Source organism: Paenibacillus sp. FSL H8-0283 (genome assembly GCF_045040675.1).
Lineage (GTDB): Bacteria > Bacillota > Bacilli > Paenibacillales > Paenibacillaceae > Paenibacillus > Paenibacillus amylolyticus.
This window is the reverse complement of the sequence record NZ_CP150295.1, coordinates 2,639,201-2,658,079: the sequence shown is the minus strand read 5'-3', so window position 1 is coordinate 2,658,079 and position 18,879 is coordinate 2,639,201. Positions and strand designations below refer to the sequence as shown.

General features: G+C 46.8%; 17 protein-coding genes. 6 read left to right on the top strand and 11 right to left on the bottom strand.

All coding sequences use genetic code 11. The annotated features are described in order from the left end of the window. Positions 1-2: 2 nt before the first annotated feature. From MHI52_RS12090 to MHI52_RS12080, 3 genes are read right to left on the bottom strand one after another with little or no spacing between them, the layout of a single operon-like run. Positions 3-833, bottom strand: a complete 831-nt coding sequence (locus tag MHI52_RS12090) for a hypothetical protein (RefSeq protein WP_047842537.1) — start codon at positions 831-833, stop codon at positions 3-5. Between the two features lie 16 nt (positions 834-849). Further along, entirely contained in the window at positions 850-4,854 is a 4,005-nt protein-coding gene (essC, locus tag MHI52_RS12085) for a type VII secretion protein EssC (RefSeq protein ID WP_127543700.1), read from the bottom strand. Positions 4,855-4,908: 54 nt separating this feature from the next. Continuing rightward, on the bottom strand, positions 4,909-5,229 hold the full coding sequence (locus tag MHI52_RS12080; protein ID WP_074094613.1) for a hypothetical protein: 321 nt from the start codon (positions 5,227-5,229) through the stop codon (positions 4,909-4,911). A 422-nt stretch (positions 5,230-5,651) separates the two neighbouring features. On the opposite strand from MHI52_RS12080, the gene MHI52_RS12075 reads away from it, so the two are divergent. Next, on the top strand, positions 5,652-5,891 hold the full coding sequence (locus MHI52_RS12075; protein WP_074094612.1) for a hypothetical protein: 240 nt from the start codon (positions 5,652-5,654) through the stop codon (positions 5,889-5,891). A gap of 122 nt (positions 5,892-6,013) precedes the next feature. On the opposite strand, the gene MHI52_RS12070 is transcribed toward MHI52_RS12075, so the two are convergent. From MHI52_RS12070 to MHI52_RS12045, 6 genes are all read right to left on the bottom strand, one after another. After that, positions 6,014-6,166, bottom strand: coding sequence for a hypothetical protein (locus tag MHI52_RS12070; RefSeq protein ID WP_164783094.1), 153 nt, complete (start codon positions 6,164-6,166; stop codon positions 6,014-6,016). A 245-nt stretch (positions 6,167-6,411) separates the two neighbouring features. Continuing rightward, entirely contained in the window at positions 6,412-7,887 is a 1,476-nt protein-coding gene (locus MHI52_RS12065) for an aldehyde dehydrogenase family protein (RefSeq protein ID WP_405159063.1), read from the bottom strand. A gap of 170 nt (positions 7,888-8,057) precedes the next feature. Further along, positions 8,058-8,597: a GNAT family N-acetyltransferase gene (locus MHI52_RS12060; RefSeq protein WP_036670432.1), complete on the bottom strand. Its 540-nt coding sequence runs from the start codon at positions 8,595-8,597 to the stop codon at positions 8,058-8,060. Positions 8,598-8,711: 114 nt separating this feature from the next. After that, positions 8,712-9,050, bottom strand: a complete 339-nt coding sequence (locus tag MHI52_RS12055; protein WP_076318547.1) for a L,D-transpeptidase — start codon at positions 9,048-9,050, stop codon at positions 8,712-8,714. 56 nt (positions 9,051-9,106) lie between these two features. After that, a complete protein-coding gene (rsgA, locus tag MHI52_RS12050) occupies positions 9,107-10,216 on the bottom strand; it encodes a ribosome small subunit-dependent GTPase A (protein WP_051449744.1) in 1,110 nt (369 codons plus the stop codon). Between the two features lie 449 nt (positions 10,217-10,665). After that, a complete protein-coding gene (locus MHI52_RS12045; protein ID WP_127544002.1) occupies positions 10,666-11,259 on the bottom strand; it encodes a metalloregulator ArsR/SmtB family transcription factor in 594 nt (197 codons plus the stop codon). A 178-nt stretch (positions 11,260-11,437) separates the two neighbouring features. Between MHI52_RS12045 and MHI52_RS12040 the strand changes: the two genes are divergently transcribed. From MHI52_RS12040 to MHI52_RS12030, 3 genes are all read left to right on the top strand, one after another. Continuing rightward, positions 11,438-12,436 carry a YpdA family putative bacillithiol disulfide reductase gene (locus MHI52_RS12040; protein WP_127543706.1) on the top strand — a complete coding sequence of 333 codons (999 nt, stop codon included), beginning with the start codon at positions 11,438-11,440 and terminating at the stop codon, positions 12,434-12,436. Positions 12,437-12,441: 5 nt separating this feature from the next. Then, complete coding sequence (locus MHI52_RS12035) at positions 12,442-12,885, top strand: DUF441 domain-containing protein (protein WP_036609212.1); 444 nt, start codon at positions 12,442-12,444, stop codon at positions 12,883-12,885. A gap of 193 nt (positions 12,886-13,078) precedes the next feature. Then, a complete protein-coding gene (locus MHI52_RS12030) occupies positions 13,079-13,591 on the top strand; it encodes a hypothetical protein (RefSeq protein WP_036609214.1) in 513 nt (170 codons plus the stop codon). Positions 13,592-13,690: 99 nt separating this feature from the next. Here MHI52_RS12030 and MHI52_RS12025 read toward each other — a convergent pair whose 3' ends face one another. Together MHI52_RS12025 and MHI52_RS12020 are read right to left on the bottom strand one after the other, a co-directional pair. Continuing rightward, on the bottom strand, positions 13,691-14,140 hold the full coding sequence (locus MHI52_RS12025; protein WP_127543708.1) for an NUDIX domain-containing protein: 450 nt from the start codon (positions 14,138-14,140) through the stop codon (positions 13,691-13,693). 56 nt (positions 14,141-14,196) lie between these two features. Next, the gene (locus MHI52_RS12020; protein WP_036609218.1) at positions 14,197-14,493 is read right to left on the bottom strand and encodes a HesB/YadR/YfhF family protein; all 297 of its coding nucleotides are present in this window, start codon (positions 14,491-14,493) and stop codon (positions 14,197-14,199) included. A 485-nt stretch (positions 14,494-14,978) separates the two neighbouring features. Between MHI52_RS12020 and MHI52_RS12015 the strand changes: the two genes are divergently transcribed. Further along, a complete protein-coding gene (locus tag MHI52_RS12015) occupies positions 14,979-16,724 on the top strand; it encodes an ABC transporter ATP-binding protein (RefSeq protein WP_036609220.1) in 1,746 nt (581 codons plus the stop codon). 12 nt (positions 16,725-16,736) lie between these two features. Continuing rightward, positions 16,737-18,827, top strand: a complete 2,091-nt coding sequence (locus MHI52_RS12010; protein WP_127543710.1) for an ABC transporter ATP-binding protein — start codon at positions 16,737-16,739, stop codon at positions 18,825-18,827. Positions 18,828-18,879 lie beyond the last annotated feature (52 nt).

Genomic DNA, 18,879 nt, shown 5'->3' with positions numbered 1-18,879 from the left:
CATCACCTTTCCTCTTCCCCTGCAGGCTGTTTAAGCCAGTCCAGCAGCATCTCGTGAAACTGTTCTCTAGTCGTTAGTGCTGCAACAAGCCAATCATCTGAAGCCGCAGTGCTCATCCGGAACAACCAGTTGGATACAGCACTTGCAGCAAATGCTGCCGACTGCGACTTCCACCCGTCTTCATTCCATACAAGCAACCTAAGCTCCCCGTCTGACTCCTTACCCACCAGACAGCGTGCCAGTGCAAGTGAGCCCTCAGGATCACTTGTCTCCTGTTCGAGTTCCGCTGCTACGGTCTGTACTCCGCTGTTTTCGAGCTCATTCATGACATCATAAAATTTTTTCTTGGAGCACATTAGGGCCGGTTTCTCCGCAGGAGAATGGCCGCTCCATTTCATCCGCTCTATCAGAACATCAATGGCTTCACGAACACTTCCCAGATCGCTGAGCCGGAACGAGTCCGGTACGTCGTCAACACGGGAAACTTCAACGACCCGCTCATCCGTGCAATGTATATAACTCTCATACGACTTGCCGTTGATCGTGTAGCGAATCCAACAAGCTCTGTCGGACAATCCGGCAATGGCTACCCTGGAGAAAACGGTCGGTGTCATGATCAGCTCATCGGTATCCTGATCCCGAATCAGATATCCTTTGTCAAGCAAGGAGGTTTTGACACGCTCCCACTCCATCGCGATATCCTCAGCCATATAGCCGCGAAACGGATCTTCCACACCAAGCAGTCGGTCTGAACCGAGAATACCAGCCAGGAAAAAAAGTTCCTTTGTTTGCAACGTGACTACCTTTTGCTTAGAATCATGAACCGTCAACATTATGAGCCACCTCCCCTCAAACTACAACATGCCATCGGTCACGAATTTCAGAAATCCAATCGGTCATTTTCCAGCTGTCATCACATGGAACTGCACCTTTAACCCTGGAATATTTACGTTTTACATAATAACCTTGACCTGGAGGCAGTACCTTCAGCCCACCTGAACTACCTCCAGATTCGGAATAAGGTATACGGAAGAACGAGAGATCGTTAGGGTCTAAAGTCCCGAACAGCATTCCACTCTGGGAAGCCTTCACATCCGTTACCCAGTCAGAACCAAAGGTTGGGAAGTCTGCCGGAACTCCGGATAGAATCACGTGTACACCGCGATCCCTTCCTTGACGAACAATCGCTCCCAATTGATCTTTCACATTAAAATCGTTTAACTGCTTGGACAAGGTGTCCGCATCGTCGATGACGAGCACAAGTTCCGGTCCACCGGAAATCTCGCCTCTTTTCAGAACTTCATCGTACAACTGTTGAATGACAGGTGCAAGCTGTTCTTCTCGCGATACATGTCCACGGACATGGGGCAAACTGCTGATTTCCCCCAGCCCACCTGAGCCATAACGCATATCTACTGTGTATATTTGCACATCTTCCGGAGAAGCATGATAAGCCAGTGATAACATCCATGTCAATAAAAATGTCGTTTTGCCGCCTTCCATCGGACTCGTTACCATGAAATGCGGACCTTCACGCAGATTAAGCTCGAATGGTTCCAGATCATCCGTAAGCAGTCCCACAGGGACAGTTACAGACGATGTATCCCAAGCCTGACCATATGATCCTGTCCGAATGAGCAGATCCTTCAGTTTGATCTCTTCCGGAAGTGGAGCAATCTGCGGCGCTTCTTCCCCTGTCCAGCCTTGGCGAATCTCAGCAATCGTACGGCGCAGTGCCGATGAACGCTTGCCCTCATCTGCCCCTGAAGAAGGTAATGCCGCCTGGAACATTAATGGAGGCACTTGCCCTTTGACCAGGCCTCTTCCTGGCGGAAGTTGGCTTGGCGCCTTGGAAGGTCTTCCCACGGCATAATAATAATCGCTTGGATCGGATAACTCAAATGAAACCGCATTGGGAATATTGCTTCTGAATTTTTCAAATACATCTGTTACCCGATTGGCTGTGAGCACAAAGGTGATACCCAGACTTCCGCCTTCACGCAGGATCGTCTCCAGAAGTTCATTCTCTTCCGGATAGGCATTGCGGAATGAAAGATAACCATCGATAACGACCACAACCTGCGGGACAGCCGCGTGAGCTGTCCGGCGATACGCCGAAATCGTTTTAACCCCCGCCTCCGAGATGATATCTTTGCGTTGTGCTGACAGCTTGAGAATATAGCGGAATAACCGCTTGATCCGGTCTTCCTCTTCAGCCATCATCACGCCACCGATCTGAGGTAGTGCTGCAAAGTCTTTCATCATACGGCCCATATCGATAATGTAACCATGCCAAGGTTCAGTTCTATGGGAACGGGCCAAAGACATAAGCAAGGTCTGAACAAATGTTGTTTTGCCCAGTCCTGGCATGCCGTACACGACCAGATGTCCTTGATCCACAGGCAATGCGAGCGGTTGTTGGCGCTGATTAGGGAGATCATCCAGCAAACCAACCAGTGGTTTCAGACCATTCGCCCCGCCATCAAGCAGCAGATCCCGATTCTCTTCTTCCTGCCAGTCCTGAAGACCTTCCCATTCCAGTGTCTCTGGTAAAGGTGGCAACCATGGTCCTGGCAAACGACGGATACCCGCATCCGCTGCAGACTGCGCAACATAATCAATAAATACCTGAAGCTGTTTCGGAACATCTTCACCTTTGAGAACGGCTCTGCGCTCTCCAGTTAACAGAGGCTCCCGCTTACCGTTCAGGCGCACTTCCATAACAGGTAATACCGTTGTTGAATCCTCCTGCTGGTTATAAGGTGCACCACTCCAGGCGAATTGCATTTCTTCAAACACTTCATCACTACCAACCTGGAAATATCCGCGACCAGGCTTTGTAATCCAGGCAGCATTTGGAATCTTGATCATATCCCTGCTATCTCCCTCACTCTGTACGCGAAGGCAGATCCGGAAACGAGAATTACTCCATATTTTATCGTCTACAACACCAGCTGGCTTTTGGGTTGCCAGAATTAGATGAACCCCAAGTGTCCGGCCAATCGCCGCGATACTGATCAATTCATCCATGAACTCCGGCTGGTCCCGCTTCAATTGAGCAAACTCGTCAATGATAATAACCAGATGTGGCAGTGGCTGTTCATGTCTGGAACGCAGAATCTTGTAATATTCATCAATATGCTGGAGGTTTCCCGCATCATTTAATATTTTTTGCCTTCTGACCAGTTCGGCACGAAGTGAAATATTCGCCCGCTCGATCAGATTCCCATCCAGATTGGTGATCGTCCCTACCACATGAGGCAGATCAACAAATGTATTGGACATACCGCCACCTTTATAGTCAATCAGCATGAAGGCCAGATCATGTGGATGGAATTCTGCAGCGAGTGAAGCTACGATGGACTGGATAACTTCACTTTTACCTGAACCAGTTGTACCTGCAATCAGACCATGGGGACCATGACCCTGACGTTCAATTTTGTCATGCAGGTTTATCGCAATTTTTTTGCCGCCAGCGCGTACACCCATTGGTACAGGCAGCGTATCAGGATATCTCGTCTGTCCCCACCTGGACACCACATCCAGATCTTCCACGCGTGATGTACTCAGCATATCGAATAACGGAAGCACTTGCGGGATATCTGAAGCAGATGACCGCTTCAACCGGATCGGTGACATATAACGGGAAAGCGCCTCTGCCATCTCCTTCGAGATCACATCAGGCTTGTACGTTTGTTGAATAACATCCGCATCTTCCGTTTTTTTGATATACACCCCTTTGCCTTTGGAGGCATCCATAATCAACTGACAATGCATCGGTAGAGACTCCTTGCGATTAGCCAGTATGATGGTGCATACATCAATCTCGTGAGCCGACTCCAGCAGCAACGGAAGCAACGGTTCTTCTTCAATTAATTGCGTATCGGAGAGAATTACAACGTAACATGGCGTTTGTACGCTTTTCTTGTAGCGGTCTTCTTTATTGTTACGACGCCGGTTCAACACGGAAAACAAGCTGTCCGCCAATTGATGCGCACCGCTGTGCCTGTCGGCCATATAGCGTTGTCCTTGGTCTTCATCCCAGATGTGGGGCATCCAGCGAAGCCAGTCCCATTCTTTGCTGTCCTTTTCTTCATAGAAAGCAGCAAGCTTCAGTTCATCCGGGGAATGGCGTACCGTCAGTTGTGAGATGATGACTCGCAGGGAAGCAAGTACTTCCTCCCGATCACCGACAAGTCCCATAACCTTCGATTGGAACAAAGGCAATGTAATGGAAGCATCCGGTACCGTCTGGAATTCAGCCGCAAGTTCATGGGCCGCTTCAATCAGCTCATCCTTCTCGTAACCATCAATTCGCGGAACCTGAAGTTTGATGCGGAATGGAATCTCTCCCGTACCAATGCGCACCTGAAGGAAATCATCATCCTCTGGTGAACGCTCCCACAAGGAACTGTTCCGGTTCTTCACCACTTGAAGACACACACCCGGATCACCATGAATTTCGTATAGGCTCTTCACTTGCTCCGCCTGAGCTTCTTTCAGTTCTTCCCGGTGTTTGTCCAGTTGGGCAAGATACATTATTTTTCGTTCTTCCAATTTTTTGCGATATGATTTCTTGTTGCTCAGATACACGAAGAATGGAATGGTGTAAGAAGTAAGCATCATCATGACCGTCATCATCTGAAACATCATATAACTGCTGTTATTCATTTTGCCGGTCATATTGATATATACGTAGAAACCAATGCTGACCATAGTCATCATGATCGGCACAATAATGGATATCATGGAAAACGTGGGTTTGCTCGGTTCTGTTGGAGGCCTGAGTATTTCGAGTCTCTCTTCCTTGAGAACCGGTGTCATTCTTGGAGAACGCTGATATAACACATTCACGAAGAGAAGACCTCCTTTAGTTCGTTCAATAATGAATGTATACGTTCAAAAGCCCTATTCGTTGCTGTCCTGTTGGAACAATGAACGTCTTCCATATACAGGCGCTTCTTCCGAAGTTGTTGAAAAAGCCCGCTGGACACGTACGCAACTGCCTTGTCGTAGCCCCGTTTCCATTAACTGCTGTGCGTTCTGCGGAGAGAACCACAGACCTTCCGGAAACTTGGCTTCAAGGATGTACTGAATGCCGTCTCCCGGTGCCTGTCCAAAAATGCGAACGCCGAGTAATGTCTTCAAATGTTCAATGGTACATTCGTCCGGAACATCGATGTCGAACCATTCTCCTTCCTCGCGGCCGGAATACACGGTTAGAATCATCCGAATCCCTCCCATGGTCTCATATGTAAATTGTCCTAATGTCAGATTAAATCAAAAAAAAGAGAATGAATCGTTATATCAACCCTATTTTCTTACATAAACACCCTGTTTGCAATGTACCACCTGTAATTTTGTTACATATGACCCACGTATATATTAAAATATCGTACATTCGACTCAGAACTTTTGTGGCAGTTATGCAATTTAATATTGCGAGGATACGAAAATCATCGTTTTTTGTTCCATTTAAATGGTAATTAAGTTACGTTTTTCAGGACTTTTATTCCTTCGCTCACAATTGAATTGTGAACACTTTTCAAACATTACCCACCTTTATGTTTTCATAAGCTGATTTTAAGGTAATTTTAAGCATTGGAATTTAATATTAGCTGTATGAAATAACAACCGTGAGGTGATTTCAAGTGAGAACCCTAATAACCTTTCAAAACAAATCAATCCCTGTATATTTTAATCAAGAAAACAAACAACCTATGCAGAAGACATTAAGATTGCTTAGCAGTGCTCTTGAGCATAAAATTAGCAACGGTAAACGCGCCATTCAAAAATGTCTGCATTCTTTAATTAGTATTGAGATTGTTAATGGAGAAGCCATTCTCCACAGTCGAAGTGAAAACGACTCCCTTGCTTTATCGTTATATTAAAAGGAGTCAACCAAGACACATTCATTACAAGACATGAAAAAGGAAGCTGTCGTCATAGACAAGCTTCCTTTTTTGAGTTGTATACACGTTAACAGCGGATCGCAATTATTATCAGCCATCGCTCAGTGCAGTTTGCTCAGGACATAGGCGGCATCATGTTCTTCCGCAATCTCGGCTTTACGAATACGAATGACAAACAGCCGAACCAAATTGGCACGTGTATGTTCTTCCTGACAGGTATTCAGTTTCCTCAGAATAAAGCGGTCAATGGACATGAATTTAAAGCCCCTTTGCCATTGGATTTACGGATCGATTCTTCCGTGTATCCATAAATAACCAGATAGCCTCAGCCCCAAACAGCTTTTCCACTCTTATATTAAGCCGTATTTTGCCAAGGTGTAATATTGTGCAAAAAGCCCGTCCCACCAAGCTGGAGACGGACTTTCGCATGATTTGTCGATCTTTTTGTAACCCACTCTAATCATTCATAAATGCCCCTGCTAATTTACTCTTTTTCGACTTATTTCACTCCCGGATATTCCCGATATTGGTGCTGAATGCTGATCCAACGCGTACGTGTAAACTTCTCAATCGCCCAATCCCCACCGAAACGTCCAATCCCTGAAGCTTTTTCACCGCCAAACATCACATGCGCTTCATCGTTCACAGACTGATCATTTACATGCACCATACCTGATTCAATGCGCTGGGCAACCTGATATCCTCGATTCAGATCTTGGGTGAATACGGAACCACTAAGTCCATAAGGAGTATCATTCGCCAAACGTACAGCTTCCTGCTCATCATGAGCTTTCATGATCACTGCCACTGGGCCAAACAATTCCTGCTGCACGATATCTTGTTCAGGTTTAACATCGGCAAGTACAGTAGGAGACAGCACACTGCCTTTACTGGTCCCTCCGAGCAATAACCGTGCACCTTCGGCCTTGGTTTTGTCCACAAGCTCCAGCAATCGTTCTACCTCTTTTTCCCGAATGAGAGGACCCACGAGTGTGTTAGCATCCGCCGGATCACCTGCCTGAACATTCTTCGTTTTGGCAACAAATGATTCGACGAATTGGTCGTAAATATCGGCATGCACAATGATACGATTCAGAGCCATGCAGATCTGTCCCTGATGCAGAAACTTGCCAAAGACCGCCGCTTCGCTAGCACGTTCAATGTCAGCATCTTCCAGCACAACCATCGCGTTGTTGCCGCCAAGTTCCAGTGCCGTTTCTTTTAAATGTTCCCCCGCCAGTTTACCGATCCCTTGTCCAACTTCTGTGGAACCCGTGAATGAAATTACTTTGGGAACCGGATGAGCGACAAAGTAATCCCCGATTTCACTGCCACTTCCCGCGACGACATTCAGCACGCCCTCAGGCAGACCGGCTTGTTCAAACAAATCGGCAATGAGCCAACCTGCCGTAATCGGAGTGTCTGATGCTGGTTTAATCACCACACCATTACCAAGGGCAATCGCTGGAGCTACAGATCGCAGGCATAGATGCAAAGGGAAGTTCCATGGCCCGATAACACCAATCACTCCCTTAGGCTCACGAACCACACGGTTCTCTTTGCCAGGGGTATTGGACGGGATGATCTCACCCTTCATACGATAAGGAAAAGATGCTACTTCATCCACAATGCGTTTAGCCGCTGCAAACTCCGCCTCCGATTTGATCCGGGTACTCCCGGATTCCGTGATCAACAGTTGAATGATCTCCTCTTTGCGCTCCGCCATCAGGGATGAAACTTTACGCAACACCTCTTCTTTCGCAGCGGGCAAAGACTTCGCCCATTCAATCGAATTTTTCTGAGCTGACTCATAAGCCTTATCTATGTCTTTCTTATTGGAAGAGCGCCATGTGGCAATAACTTCTCCCGTATAAGGATTGATATTCTCCATTGTTTTCTCACCGGAGCCATCTACCCAGCTGCCATTAATATATTGTTTCGTCCATGTTGTATGTTCAGTGTCCATTAAAGTCATGTGAATACGCCTCCTGATCAAGATTAAATGTCACACCTGCACAACGGTGTAATACATCATTAACCTTGTTCAGAATTACGCAAACGTGAAGACCTGAATTAGCTCTTCCATTCTTTAAGCTTAAGGGAAACAATACAACCCCCACTATTCTCTCAGCATCTGGACGTCTTTCAACAGTCGGGCAGGCTCTTCTCTCCAAAGAGGCTCAAGTCCTCCCATCCGTAGCCAACTTCGATCAGATCTTGACCACCAATGCGGAGGGACTGTGTCTGGACTGGAGTGCCTCCCATCTTTTCATAGAAGCGACAAGCTGAATTACGCTCCAAAGCCCATATGATCAAACGTTTCATATTGTGGGTCTGCAGATGATGAACGACATGTGTCGCGAGTTGCTGACCTATCCCCGTTTGTTGCACTTCCTTCAGCAAATATATAGCATACAACTCTCCATCATAAGGTAATTTGCCTTCACGCTCCTTACCCCCACAAGCAAATCCGACAATGTTCCCATCATCCTGTTCAGCTACCACCAGGATCTGATCCTTTTCGCTAGAACGAATGGTCTTCTCCCACTGGGACAATCTTGATTCTATAGTCAAATGATCCAAAAAATCGTCAGGCACAATTCCCCGATATGTTGTTTTCCAACTCTCCGTATGTACATGAGCTATCCCCTGCGCATCCCCTTCACGCGCTGGCCTGATCAGCATAGCTATCACTCGCTTTCTCTCGTAACTGCCGCAACTTTACCATATTATATGTTCTTCTTTCTATAATTCCAAATTCATCCACTGAACTACCTCTTATAAAAGTAAAATCCGGCCCTACGGCCGGATCGTTACTCTCGTGCCTACAGATACCTTGGAAGACAGATCCAGTACATCCGAGTTGTACATGCGTATACAACCGTGGGAGACAGATTTGCCAATAGACCAAGGCTCATTGGTTCCGTGTATGCCATAATGGGGAGCAGACAGCCCCATCCACAACACGCCAAATGGCCCACCTGGATTCGATTGTTTGTTAATAATAGTGAACTCCCCATTTGGAGTCTGCGTGAGCATCTTGCCGGTGGCCACAGGATAGCCCTTAATCACCTGATTGCCGTCCAGAAGATATAACATGTGGTCAGACAGATCTACAATAATCCTGTAATCTGGCATAATGACATCCCTCCTGACCTATCTTATGCAAGATACCGGATGATGCCCGCCTGATTTCAGGCTTCCTCCCACTCTTTCACACTACGGGAGTGCTTGGGTTTGCGACTATTGGCCGGTTTACTGGAAGCGGTACGCCTTCTGGATGCCACTTCTTCCTTGCGCTGCTGATATTGCAATTCCTTCTGCATTTTCAGATAATTATTCAATCTTTTTTCATCCAATGAACCATCCTGTATGGCTTCTTTCACTGCACATCCAGCTTCCCGTGTATGACTGCAATCCAGAAATCGGCACGTGGCGGCAAGTTCTTCAATTTCTCCAAACGCATGCGACAGCCCATCATTGCCCTCATCCCAGAGATTAAGCTCGCGCATTCCTGGAGTATCGATCAATACGGCTCCCTGTGGAAGTACAAACATCTCCCGGTGTGTTGTCGTATGTCTCCCACGGCTGTCTCCCTCGCGGACGGATTGTGTAAGCTGCACATCCTCACCCATCATCCAGTTCACCAGCGTAGACTTGCCACTGCCAGAAGATCCTGTGAGCGCAACAGTCAGCCCTGGCTGCAAATATCGTTCCAGTAAGGATTTACCTTGACCCTCCACTGCAGATATCGCAAGCACTTCAACGCCTGGAGCAATTCCCTCTACACTTCGGATCTGTTCTTCCACATTGTTGCACAGATCACTTTTGCTCAAGACAATGACTGGCCTTACGCCACCATTCCAAGCCATCAGCACGTATCTTTCGAGCCTTCTAAGGTTGAAATCATGATTAAGTGCTGCCACGATCAACAGTGTATCTACGTTTGCGGCGATTAATTGTTCCTTGGTCACTGGACCTGCCGCCTGTCTCGATACCCTGCTCCGACGTGGCACCAGATTGTGAATAATTGCTTCTTCACCTGCCTGACCTGTAATGGCCACCCAATCTCCAACCGCTGGTGCCAAGCTGGTCTCCAGACTATCATGACGCATTCGGCCCGAAATTCTTCCCCAGCATTCGCCCTCTTCTGTAATCAAACGTTGCAGATGTCCATGGTCTGCGATAATTCTGGCTGGCTTTTTCTCCTGCTCTTCCATCCCTGTCTCTTGCCACAGTTCCTGCCACTTTGCAGACCAGCCGTACTTCTCAATATGGTTATCTAAAATAAAAATTCCTCCCAAAATAAGTTGTTTACTTCGTTCAAGCCGAGTGAACAATCATCTCCGGTTCAGATCAAAACAAAAAACCACGAGTAGAAATACCCCCGTGGCAATAAGTAGTTAGCCGAATCAAAGATCATCCCTTCTTGTAGATCTACCGGATAGAATACTTAACCCTCCGATATAAACAATTCAGGAACACCCTTTTATCGGCAAACAAAAAAGCCACGGGTGCGTCACCCGTGGCTTCATCTGAGCATGCGATACTTCACGTTACAATGGATACTGCTATCCAGCTAACGCAAAATTACATGCTTTGATCCGTTCCGGAGACGCTGTTCATATTCAAATTAACGTATACTGCATTTAAATTTGTCATAAACAATCGCCTCCCTTGTAGAATTATCCATTATGTTACACACTGAGCTTAACAGTTGTCAAGCCCAAACTTTTTTTTACCACCAGCTACTCTATTTAACCTGATCCCAGCGTGTCCACATTTCCTTCGGATTCAATTCATAGATATCCTCTTCCCGATACATGAACTGATGCATGATAAATTCCCGCCGAATCGTGGCAAAGTCTTCATGGTATTGCTTTATAAATGTATTGATTTCTTTTTCTGTATACTTCCGACCAAATTCAAGCTGCTCGACCAGATGACCAAGTACAATCAGTTTTTTCTTGTATTGAGCCGGAATCTGACGCAGTCGTCCATCTTTGGAGAAAAAATTTCTCATGACCGACGCTTTCAATGTTTCGTTCACATCACTCATATCCGTAACCTCCTCTCGATCAAAGATAAAATCAACCGAAGCCTGTGCATTCTCGCGGATAAACGAAGGATTGAGTGTGAAATACACTGTATTTTTCTCCCGTCGTTCCTTAATCAGCGCCGCCTCTCTCAGCTTGGATGCATGATGTGTCACGGTTGGCTGTGACAGATTCAGCCGCTCGGCAAGTGCCTGTCCGTGCAGTTCACCCTGTGCCAACAACAGCAGCATGCGAAGCCGGGTCGGGTCAGCCAACGCTTTATGATAAGCCACAATTTTCTCCAGCTGCATCATCGTTCATCTCGCTTTCAATTAGATATATATCTAATTCGATATTAGTCTTTTCTCCTCTACACGTCAACTCCTTTGGTTTCAAGTAAGCTTGTCTAATTAAACTCCACGCTTGAACTGGCATTGGCTCGTTATTTACGGTAGGATTATATTGCTTGAAATAAGGAGGATTAAGAACATGGAAGATGTCATTATTATCGGCGGAGGCCCATGCGGTCTGTCTGCTGCCATTGAATGTGAGCGGCTGGGACTGTCCGCTGTGATCGTTGAGAAATACAATATCGTTCAATCTATTTATCTGTATCCAACCCATATGCAGTTTTTCAGCACAGCCCCGCTGCTTGAGATCGGAAACGTTCCGTTCAGCACACCTAATGATAAACCGTTTCGTTATGAAGCACTTGCCTATTATCGCAGGGTAGCCGAACATTTTGGTCTGCGTGTTCATAACTATGAGGAAGCCCGTGAAATTAAACGCAAGGATGATGGTACGTTTGAGGTACATACGCTCAACCGCCGCGGGGAAGCCATCATACATGTTGGACGCAATGTAGTTGTAGCTACCGGTTATTTTGACCATCCTAACTATTTGGGCATCCCTGGAGAAGATAAAGATAAGGTAACCCACTACTTCCGGGAAGCCCACCCTTATACCCGTACACGTGTCGCCATTATTGGCGGAAGCAACTCAGCCGTGGATGCGGCCATGGAACTGGTTCGGGTCGGAGCACATATTGATATGGTTTATCGCGGTAGTGGTCTGTCCCAGCATATTAAACCATGGGTACGCCCGCTATTCGAGAGCATGGTGACAAAAGGTCATATCACACTCCACCTGGAATCACGCGTGAATGAAATACTCGATGATTCGATTCGTCTGATACACACGGATGGTTCCACTCGGGAACTGGATAATGACTTCGTACTGGCAATGACCGGTTTCCGTCCAGATCGTCAACTACTCACGTCGGTAGGTGTGGAGATGTCTGATGATATGGATAAACCTCTATATGATGCACAAACGATGGAAAGCAGCGTACCTGGTGTATATGTGGGCGGAGTCATCGCTTCGGGGCGTAATGCCAATGAAGTCTTTATTGAATCCGGACGCTGGCATGGACGTTACATTGCGGAACATATCGTTAGCAAACAACGTGGACAGACTGAAGGGAAATGAAAACAATGGATATGACTTCCCTGCTGTTGCTCGTATTTGCGGCTCTCGGGATTATCAGCAGCAACACACCTGTGACCGTAGCGATGGTATTTCTGTTGTTGCTACGAGTCCTGAACCTGAATCAGGCATTTCCATGGCTTGAAAAATACGGACTTACACTGGGCATTATCATTCTGACCATTGGCGTGATGGCACCTCTTGCCAGTGGCAAGATGAGTCTGCAGACGATCGGTGAGTCTTTCCTGCACTGGAAGTCACTGCTCGCTATTGGCGTAGGATTACTGGTGGCATATCTCGGAGGACGTGGCGCTACGTTGATGGGTACACAGCCAACTGTCGTTGCCGGGCTGTTAATCGGAACGGTACTTGGGGTTGCCCTGTTCAAGGGTGTACCTGTGGGTCCATTGATTGCGGCGGGAATTTTATCATTGCTGCTGGGCAAATCCTGATTCAAGTTGTGAAGGTTGTGACCTGACATGCTATGCAGATTGGCTGTATTTCCCACCGTTGTGTGATATACTTCTATTCATGCAAATTATGTACACGAGTCTACAGCAGAATAATCCATATTGTGGTTATGCTGTTGCATAAACGTATAGATTCACTTTGCAACTATTAATGGCGCAGGAGGATTAAGGAACCATGTCACGTCAGTTTATTACAGAAGCCGTGATGGTGGCCATTTACGGTCAATTGCTAGCGCCGCCCGCGCCTGTTGAATATATTGTTCCTTATACCACCATCCTTGAGCTATATGAATTCCAGACCAGTCCTGATCCCATGATGGATAACCCGGCAGATGATCAGCATGTGAAATCCAAAATCAATGAAATGATTTCTTATTTCGAGGAACCGCTGAATAAGAAAAAAATAGAGCGTGCGTTACTTGTTCCATGGGCCAAAAGCCCCTCCATTTTATTTGGTGACCAAGTATCCATTGCCATTATCAATGCAATAGATACGGCACAGTACGGGGAGTATTTCGATCCCATTGAGACCGAACTGCTGCTGACATCTCAGCGCCTGAGTATCCCGATTCTCACCGATCAGGTTGAACTGATTGCACGCATAATTGAGTCTGAATCACCTGTACAGGTATTTGATATTGATGATTTTGATTTTGCGATGGATGATGAACCACTGGATCAGGTGTAATTCATGCTCTGAGCACCAGAATCGGATTTTTAAAAAAATGACCTTGGCATCCACTTTATCGTGCATGCCAAGGTCATTTTTTTGCGGTCAACACTTATTTTATTCTGCAATATCCCGCGCTAACAGGATTCGGCTAATCTGATTCAGAGGTGGTAACGACTCCAGCGCAAAAAACTTCAGACCTGCATCACTATTTACACGCGACTCCACAAGGTCATCCTGAATGATCACTGTCCGAAACAGGGCAATGACATAATACTCTTCATCTCCGCTTGAATGCAGATGCCGAAGGTCAGGCCCCGAATAGAGACCTTCCAGTGTCATGGTATCAGCAGTCCAACCTGTCTCTTCCCATAACTCCCGATGTGCAGCATCTTCAATAGCCTCACCCGGGCGCATCTCACCTGCTGGCAACCGCCAGTGACCATGTTCAGCATGCTGAATCAGCAGTAATTCACCTTGTTCGTTCTCAGCCCGCACCGCCGCTTTTACAACAATATGAGAGCGTTTTGCGATATACTGGGCCAAATCTCGTGGTGGCAGATTCACTGCTTATCCCCTCCTCCTACTCGGAAGCCGGTGGCGACCTGTAATCCATCTATTGCTTAGACTTCCGTGTAACGATATTCGATATCCTGACCTTCATCAACGATATCCACATGCAGTTGGTGCCCTTTCAGATACCAATAATCGTGATCTTCCATAAAGAATTGAATCCCCGAAACTTCGGTTTGATCCGCAGGATGTCTTGGTTTCTCTACAGCAATACCTAGCGAAAATCCAGGGTGAAGACCTCCGCCAGAGCTATAACGTGCAAAAAATCGAATGCTGTCTCCCTCGTTCAAATTCAGCTCTTCCTTGTACCAGCGAGCAGCTTGATCGGATACATGTATGGTACTCATTTGGTGTCAGCTCCTTCTGTATATATATGTTCCATCATATCTCGACAGGGACTTGAATACAAACCCGAGTGACGACATAAAGACAAAATAAGTTGTGAAAAATGTTTGACAGATTGTAAAAGCCGGTGTTAAGATGCAAACATACGAGGTCTACATTGTATTTATTTCCAAAAAAAGAAAGGGTGATTACGGTGTTTAACAAATATATGATAGGTCAATTCAGTACACAACTAAATACCGGAGCACACCCGAAATCATTATTCCGTTCATAAGTCGGCATGACAGGCGATCTTTCATTAGAACCTCTGTGATGTATACTCACAATCGAACTTATATATGGTGACGGCTCTGTTCTCTGAGCCATGCTGCCGTATGATTATATGAAGACATACCGCCTGCGTGCGGTATGTCTTTTTTTGTGGGTACATTTCGGCATTCATGAACGGAATTTGCATTTCTCGGACATCGAAAGGAAGGGATAACACTTGTTCTCTGTACTTAAAAACCTGGCCTGGTTCTTCCGGCTGGAACGCAAACGATACCTAACCGGTGTCATTTTGCTTATTCTGGTGGGCATTGCCGAACTGCTGCCTCCTCGTCTTCTTGGTAATGCCATCGACGAGATTGTGCGCGGTTCCATTACCGGCACCTCACTTACGCGTTATATTTTGCTTATTCTAGGAACGGTCATCATTATCTATCTGGTTACATACGTTTGGATGCACAAACTGTTTGGTGGTGCCAATCTGGTGGAGCGGCTGCTTCGTTCACGCTTTATGGACCACTTGTTACGGATGACTCCTCCCTTTTTTGAGAAAAACAGAACAGGAGATCTGATGGCTCGGGCCACCAATGATCTTCGTTCCATTGCCACTACAGCAGGCTTCGGCATGCTGACCTTAACAGACTCTACAGCCTTTCTGGCCACCGTATTGTTCGCCATGGGTTTCCTGGTTAGTTGGAAACTGACCTTGGCGGCAATCCTGCCATTACCTTTTATCGCCATTGCCATGATGATCTATGGTAAAGCTGTACATCAACGTTACACCCTGGCACAGGATGCATTCGGAGATATGAACGACCAGGTGCTGGAATCCATCGCCGGGATTCGTGTCGTGCGTGCTTATGTGCAGGAACGTCTGGACGAGAAACGGTTCGCCGACGTGACCGAAGATGTGTATCGTAAAAATCTGGCTGTTGCCAGAATGGATGCCCTATTTGAACCCACCATCCGCCTCTTCGTTGGACTCAGTTATGTGATTGCACTTGCCTACGGCATATATCTTGTATTTCATAATGAAATTACCCTGGGGGATCTCGTATCGTTTAACATGTACCTGGGGATGATGATCTGGCCCATGTTTGCCATCGGCGAATTAATTAACCTGATGCAACGTGGTAGCGCTTCGCTTGATCGGGTCAACGAGACTTTATCAGTAGAACCTGCCGTACAAGATGTGGAGCAACCTGCTCACGTTACGAATCCGGAAGAAATTGCGATGCAGGATGTTACATTCCGTTACCCAAGTTCCACTGTCGACAATCTCAGTCATATCAGCTTTTCGCTACGACGGGGTCAAACATTGGGTGTTGTGGGTCGTACGGGTAGCGGTAAGTCTACTTTGCTCAAACAACTGCTTCATGAATACCCTGCCGGTTCGGGCACATTAAGCATCTCGGGTCATCCGATTCAGGATATCGCCAAAGATGACTTGCACAGCTGGATTGGGTACGTACCACAGGAACAAGTTCTGTTCTCCAAATCAGTTCGTCAAAACATTCAATTTGGTCAACCTGGGGCCAGTGATGAAGTCATCATGGAAGCCATTCGTACCGCCGCTTTTGACGGGGATCTGGGGACTTTGTCCGATGGACTGGATACACTCGTTGGTGAAAAAGGAATCTCTCTGTCCGGTGGACAGAAACAGCGGGTATCGCTGGCACGTGCCTTTATTGCTAATCCTGATATTCTGATCCTCGATGATGCCTTATCTGCTGTCGATGCACGTACTGAAGCCAAAATCATTGAAAATATACGCAACAAACGCTCGGGCAAAACCACGCTGATCTCGACTCATCGCCTGTCTGCTATTGAACATGCTGACCGAATCATCGTACTGGAGCACGGGAAAATTACGGAAGAAGGCACTCACCAGGAATTGTTAGCCATGAACGGCTGGTACCGTGAACAGTATGAACGGCAACAGGTCGAGTCCAATCTGTCCACGTAGGAGGTCAATTCATTGAAGTCTAATACAGGCAAAAGGCTGCTTGATTACGCCTTGAAAGCCAAAGGAACATTTATCGCTGCATTAATTATGCTTACCATTGGTGTTGCGGCCGAGCTTGCCGGGCCGTTCATCGCCAAATCCATGATCGATAATCACTTGCTCGCGATTGAGCAGCCTTTCTATGAGACAACAGCTTCTGATGAAGCCGCAGTCTACAACGGTAAGAATTACAAACGCGAAGGCTTGTTCGAACCGGATGAAAACAAAGGTTCCGAAGTGCGGGTATTACAAGCCGGCAGAAGTTTTTATTTTGTAAACGAACCGGTAAGCGCACCTGACGGGGACCGCACATATACGGATGGAACCCTCACGGTTACACGCGCAGGTGAGGTAACAGGCCAATATGCGGCAACACCCCTGTCCGCTGGTGAACTGTTTGCTTTTTACAAACCGGAGATGCCCAGCATCTATCAATTAATTGTGTATTACATGATCTTCCTCGTGATCTCGGTCATTATGGAGTTTGGTAAAACTTTCTGGCTGCAATCCTCGGCCAACAAGGTCATTCAAAGACTGCGTAACGATGTGTATGCCCATATTCAGCGACTGCCGGTGCACTTTTTTGATAACCTGCCCGCAGGTAAAGTTGTATCTCGGGTCACAAACGATACAGAAGCCGTAAAAGATCTGTTCGTTGCTGTTCTTTCGAACTTTTTCTCAGGAATCATCACGATTACAGGTGTGTATGTTGCACTCTTCCTGCTTGATGTTCGCCTGGGTCTAATCTCATTATTCGTTGTGCCGATGCTCATTACATGGATTGTGCTCTATCGCAAATTCGCTACTCGCTACAACACGATCATTCGATCCCGACTGAGTGAGATCAATGCAATCATTAACGAGTCCATTCAGGGGATGTCCATTATCCGCGTATTCCGCCATCAGAAACAAACCAAACAGGAATTCGAAGATCTGAATGATGACTATATGAAACACCAGAACAAAATGCTGAACCTGAATGCCTTCACCTCACACAACCTGGTTAACGTATTACGGAATATCGCCTTTGCGGTTGTCCTGTGGTACTTCGGTTCCAGTGTGCTGGATGGCACAAGTATTATCTCATTAGGTGTTCTGTATGCCTTCGTTGATGTCCTGGGCCGCTTGTTCCAGCCGATTACCGGCATGGTGAATCAACTCGCCAACCTGGACTCCTCCCTCGTATCCGCTGGTCGCGTCTTTGAGCTGATGGATGAAAAGGGAGAAGCTGTAACCGATGGCTCCATGCCAAGATACAAGGGGAATGTTGTTTTCGACGATGTATCCTTTGCCTATAAAAAAGATTACGTGCTTCACAATATCTCATTCAAAGCATCCCAAGGTCAGACGGTCGCTCTGGTCGGTCATACCGGTTCGGGTAAAAGCTCAATTATCAACCTGCTATTCCGGTTCTATGACCCGCAAAAAGGCAAGATCACGATTGACGGTCAGAATGTCAAAGATCTGCCTAAACAGTGGATTCGCGAACATATGGGGATTGTATTGCAGGACCCGTATCTGTTCACAGGCACCATTGCTTCCAACGTCAGTCTCGGCGATGAGAAGATCTCCCGTGAACGAATTGAACAGGCGCTGCGTGATGTAGGCGCTGAACGTATCCTGGCTCATTTGCCTCAAGGCTTTGACGAACCCGTCATCGAAAAAGGAAGCACATTGTCTGCTGGACAGCGTCAGTTGATCTCCTTTGCTCGTGCACTGGCGTTTGATCCGGCCATCCTCATTTTGGATGAAGCGACAGCCAATATCGATACGGAAACAGAAGCTTTGATTCAGAACGCACTCGAAGTCCTCAAAAAAGGACGTACCACCTTCATCATTGCTCACCGTCTGTCCACTATTCGTTCGGCAGATCAGATTCTGGTTTTGCATCGCGGGCGTATCGTTGAGCAAGGTGCACATGATGAACTGATGGAGCTTAAAGGCCGCTATTATAAAATGTATCAGCTCCAGCAAGGTGCGCAAGCAGCAGCGAGTGCAACCAGCGAGAATCCGTCGGGTGAGATCATTCCAACCTCAACCTCCTTTGCCGGAGGCAATGCATAACAGAGTAAAACAGATAGCTCTTTAAGTAACCAATCAAAATGATGTACTCGAG

Bases quoted from the DNA above. Each gene is read 5' to 3' on its own strand.
- MHI52_RS12090 (WP_047842537.1), bottom strand. From the start codon at position 833: ATGTTGACGGTTCATGATTCTAAGCAAAAGGTAGTCACGTTGCAAACA.
- MHI52_RS12080 (WP_074094613.1), bottom strand. From the start codon at position 5,229: ATGATTCTAACCGTGTATTCCGGCCGCGAGGAAGGAGAATGGTTCGAC.
- MHI52_RS12070 (WP_164783094.1), bottom strand. From the start codon at position 6,166: ATGTCCATTGACCGCTTTATTCTGAGGAAACTGAATACCTGTCAGGAA.
- MHI52_RS12065 (WP_405159063.1), bottom strand. From the start codon at position 7,887: ATGACTTTAATGGACACTGAACATACAACATGGACGAAACAATATATT.
- MHI52_RS12060 (WP_036670432.1), bottom strand. From the start codon at position 8,597: ATGCTGATCAGGCCAGCGCGTGAAGGGGATGCGCAGGGGATAGCTCAT.
- MHI52_RS12055 (WP_076318547.1), bottom strand. From the start codon at position 9,050: ATGCCAGATTACAGGATTATTGTAGATCTGTCTGACCACATGTTATAT.
- MHI52_RS12045 (WP_127544002.1), bottom strand. From the start codon at position 11,259: ATGCAGCTGGAGAAAATTGTGGCTTATCATAAAGCGTTGGCTGACCCG.
- MHI52_RS12040 (WP_127543706.1), top strand. From the start codon at position 11,438: ATGGAAGATGTCATTATTATCGGCGGAGGCCCATGCGGTCTGTCTGCT.
- MHI52_RS12035 (WP_036609212.1), top strand. From the start codon at position 12,442: ATGGATATGACTTCCCTGCTGTTGCTCGTATTTGCGGCTCTCGGGATT.
- MHI52_RS12030 (WP_036609214.1), top strand. From the start codon at position 13,079: ATGTCACGTCAGTTTATTACAGAAGCCGTGATGGTGGCCATTTACGGT.
- MHI52_RS12020 (WP_036609218.1), bottom strand. From the start codon at position 14,493: ATGAGTACCATACATGTATCCGATCAAGCTGCTCGCTGGTACAAGGAA.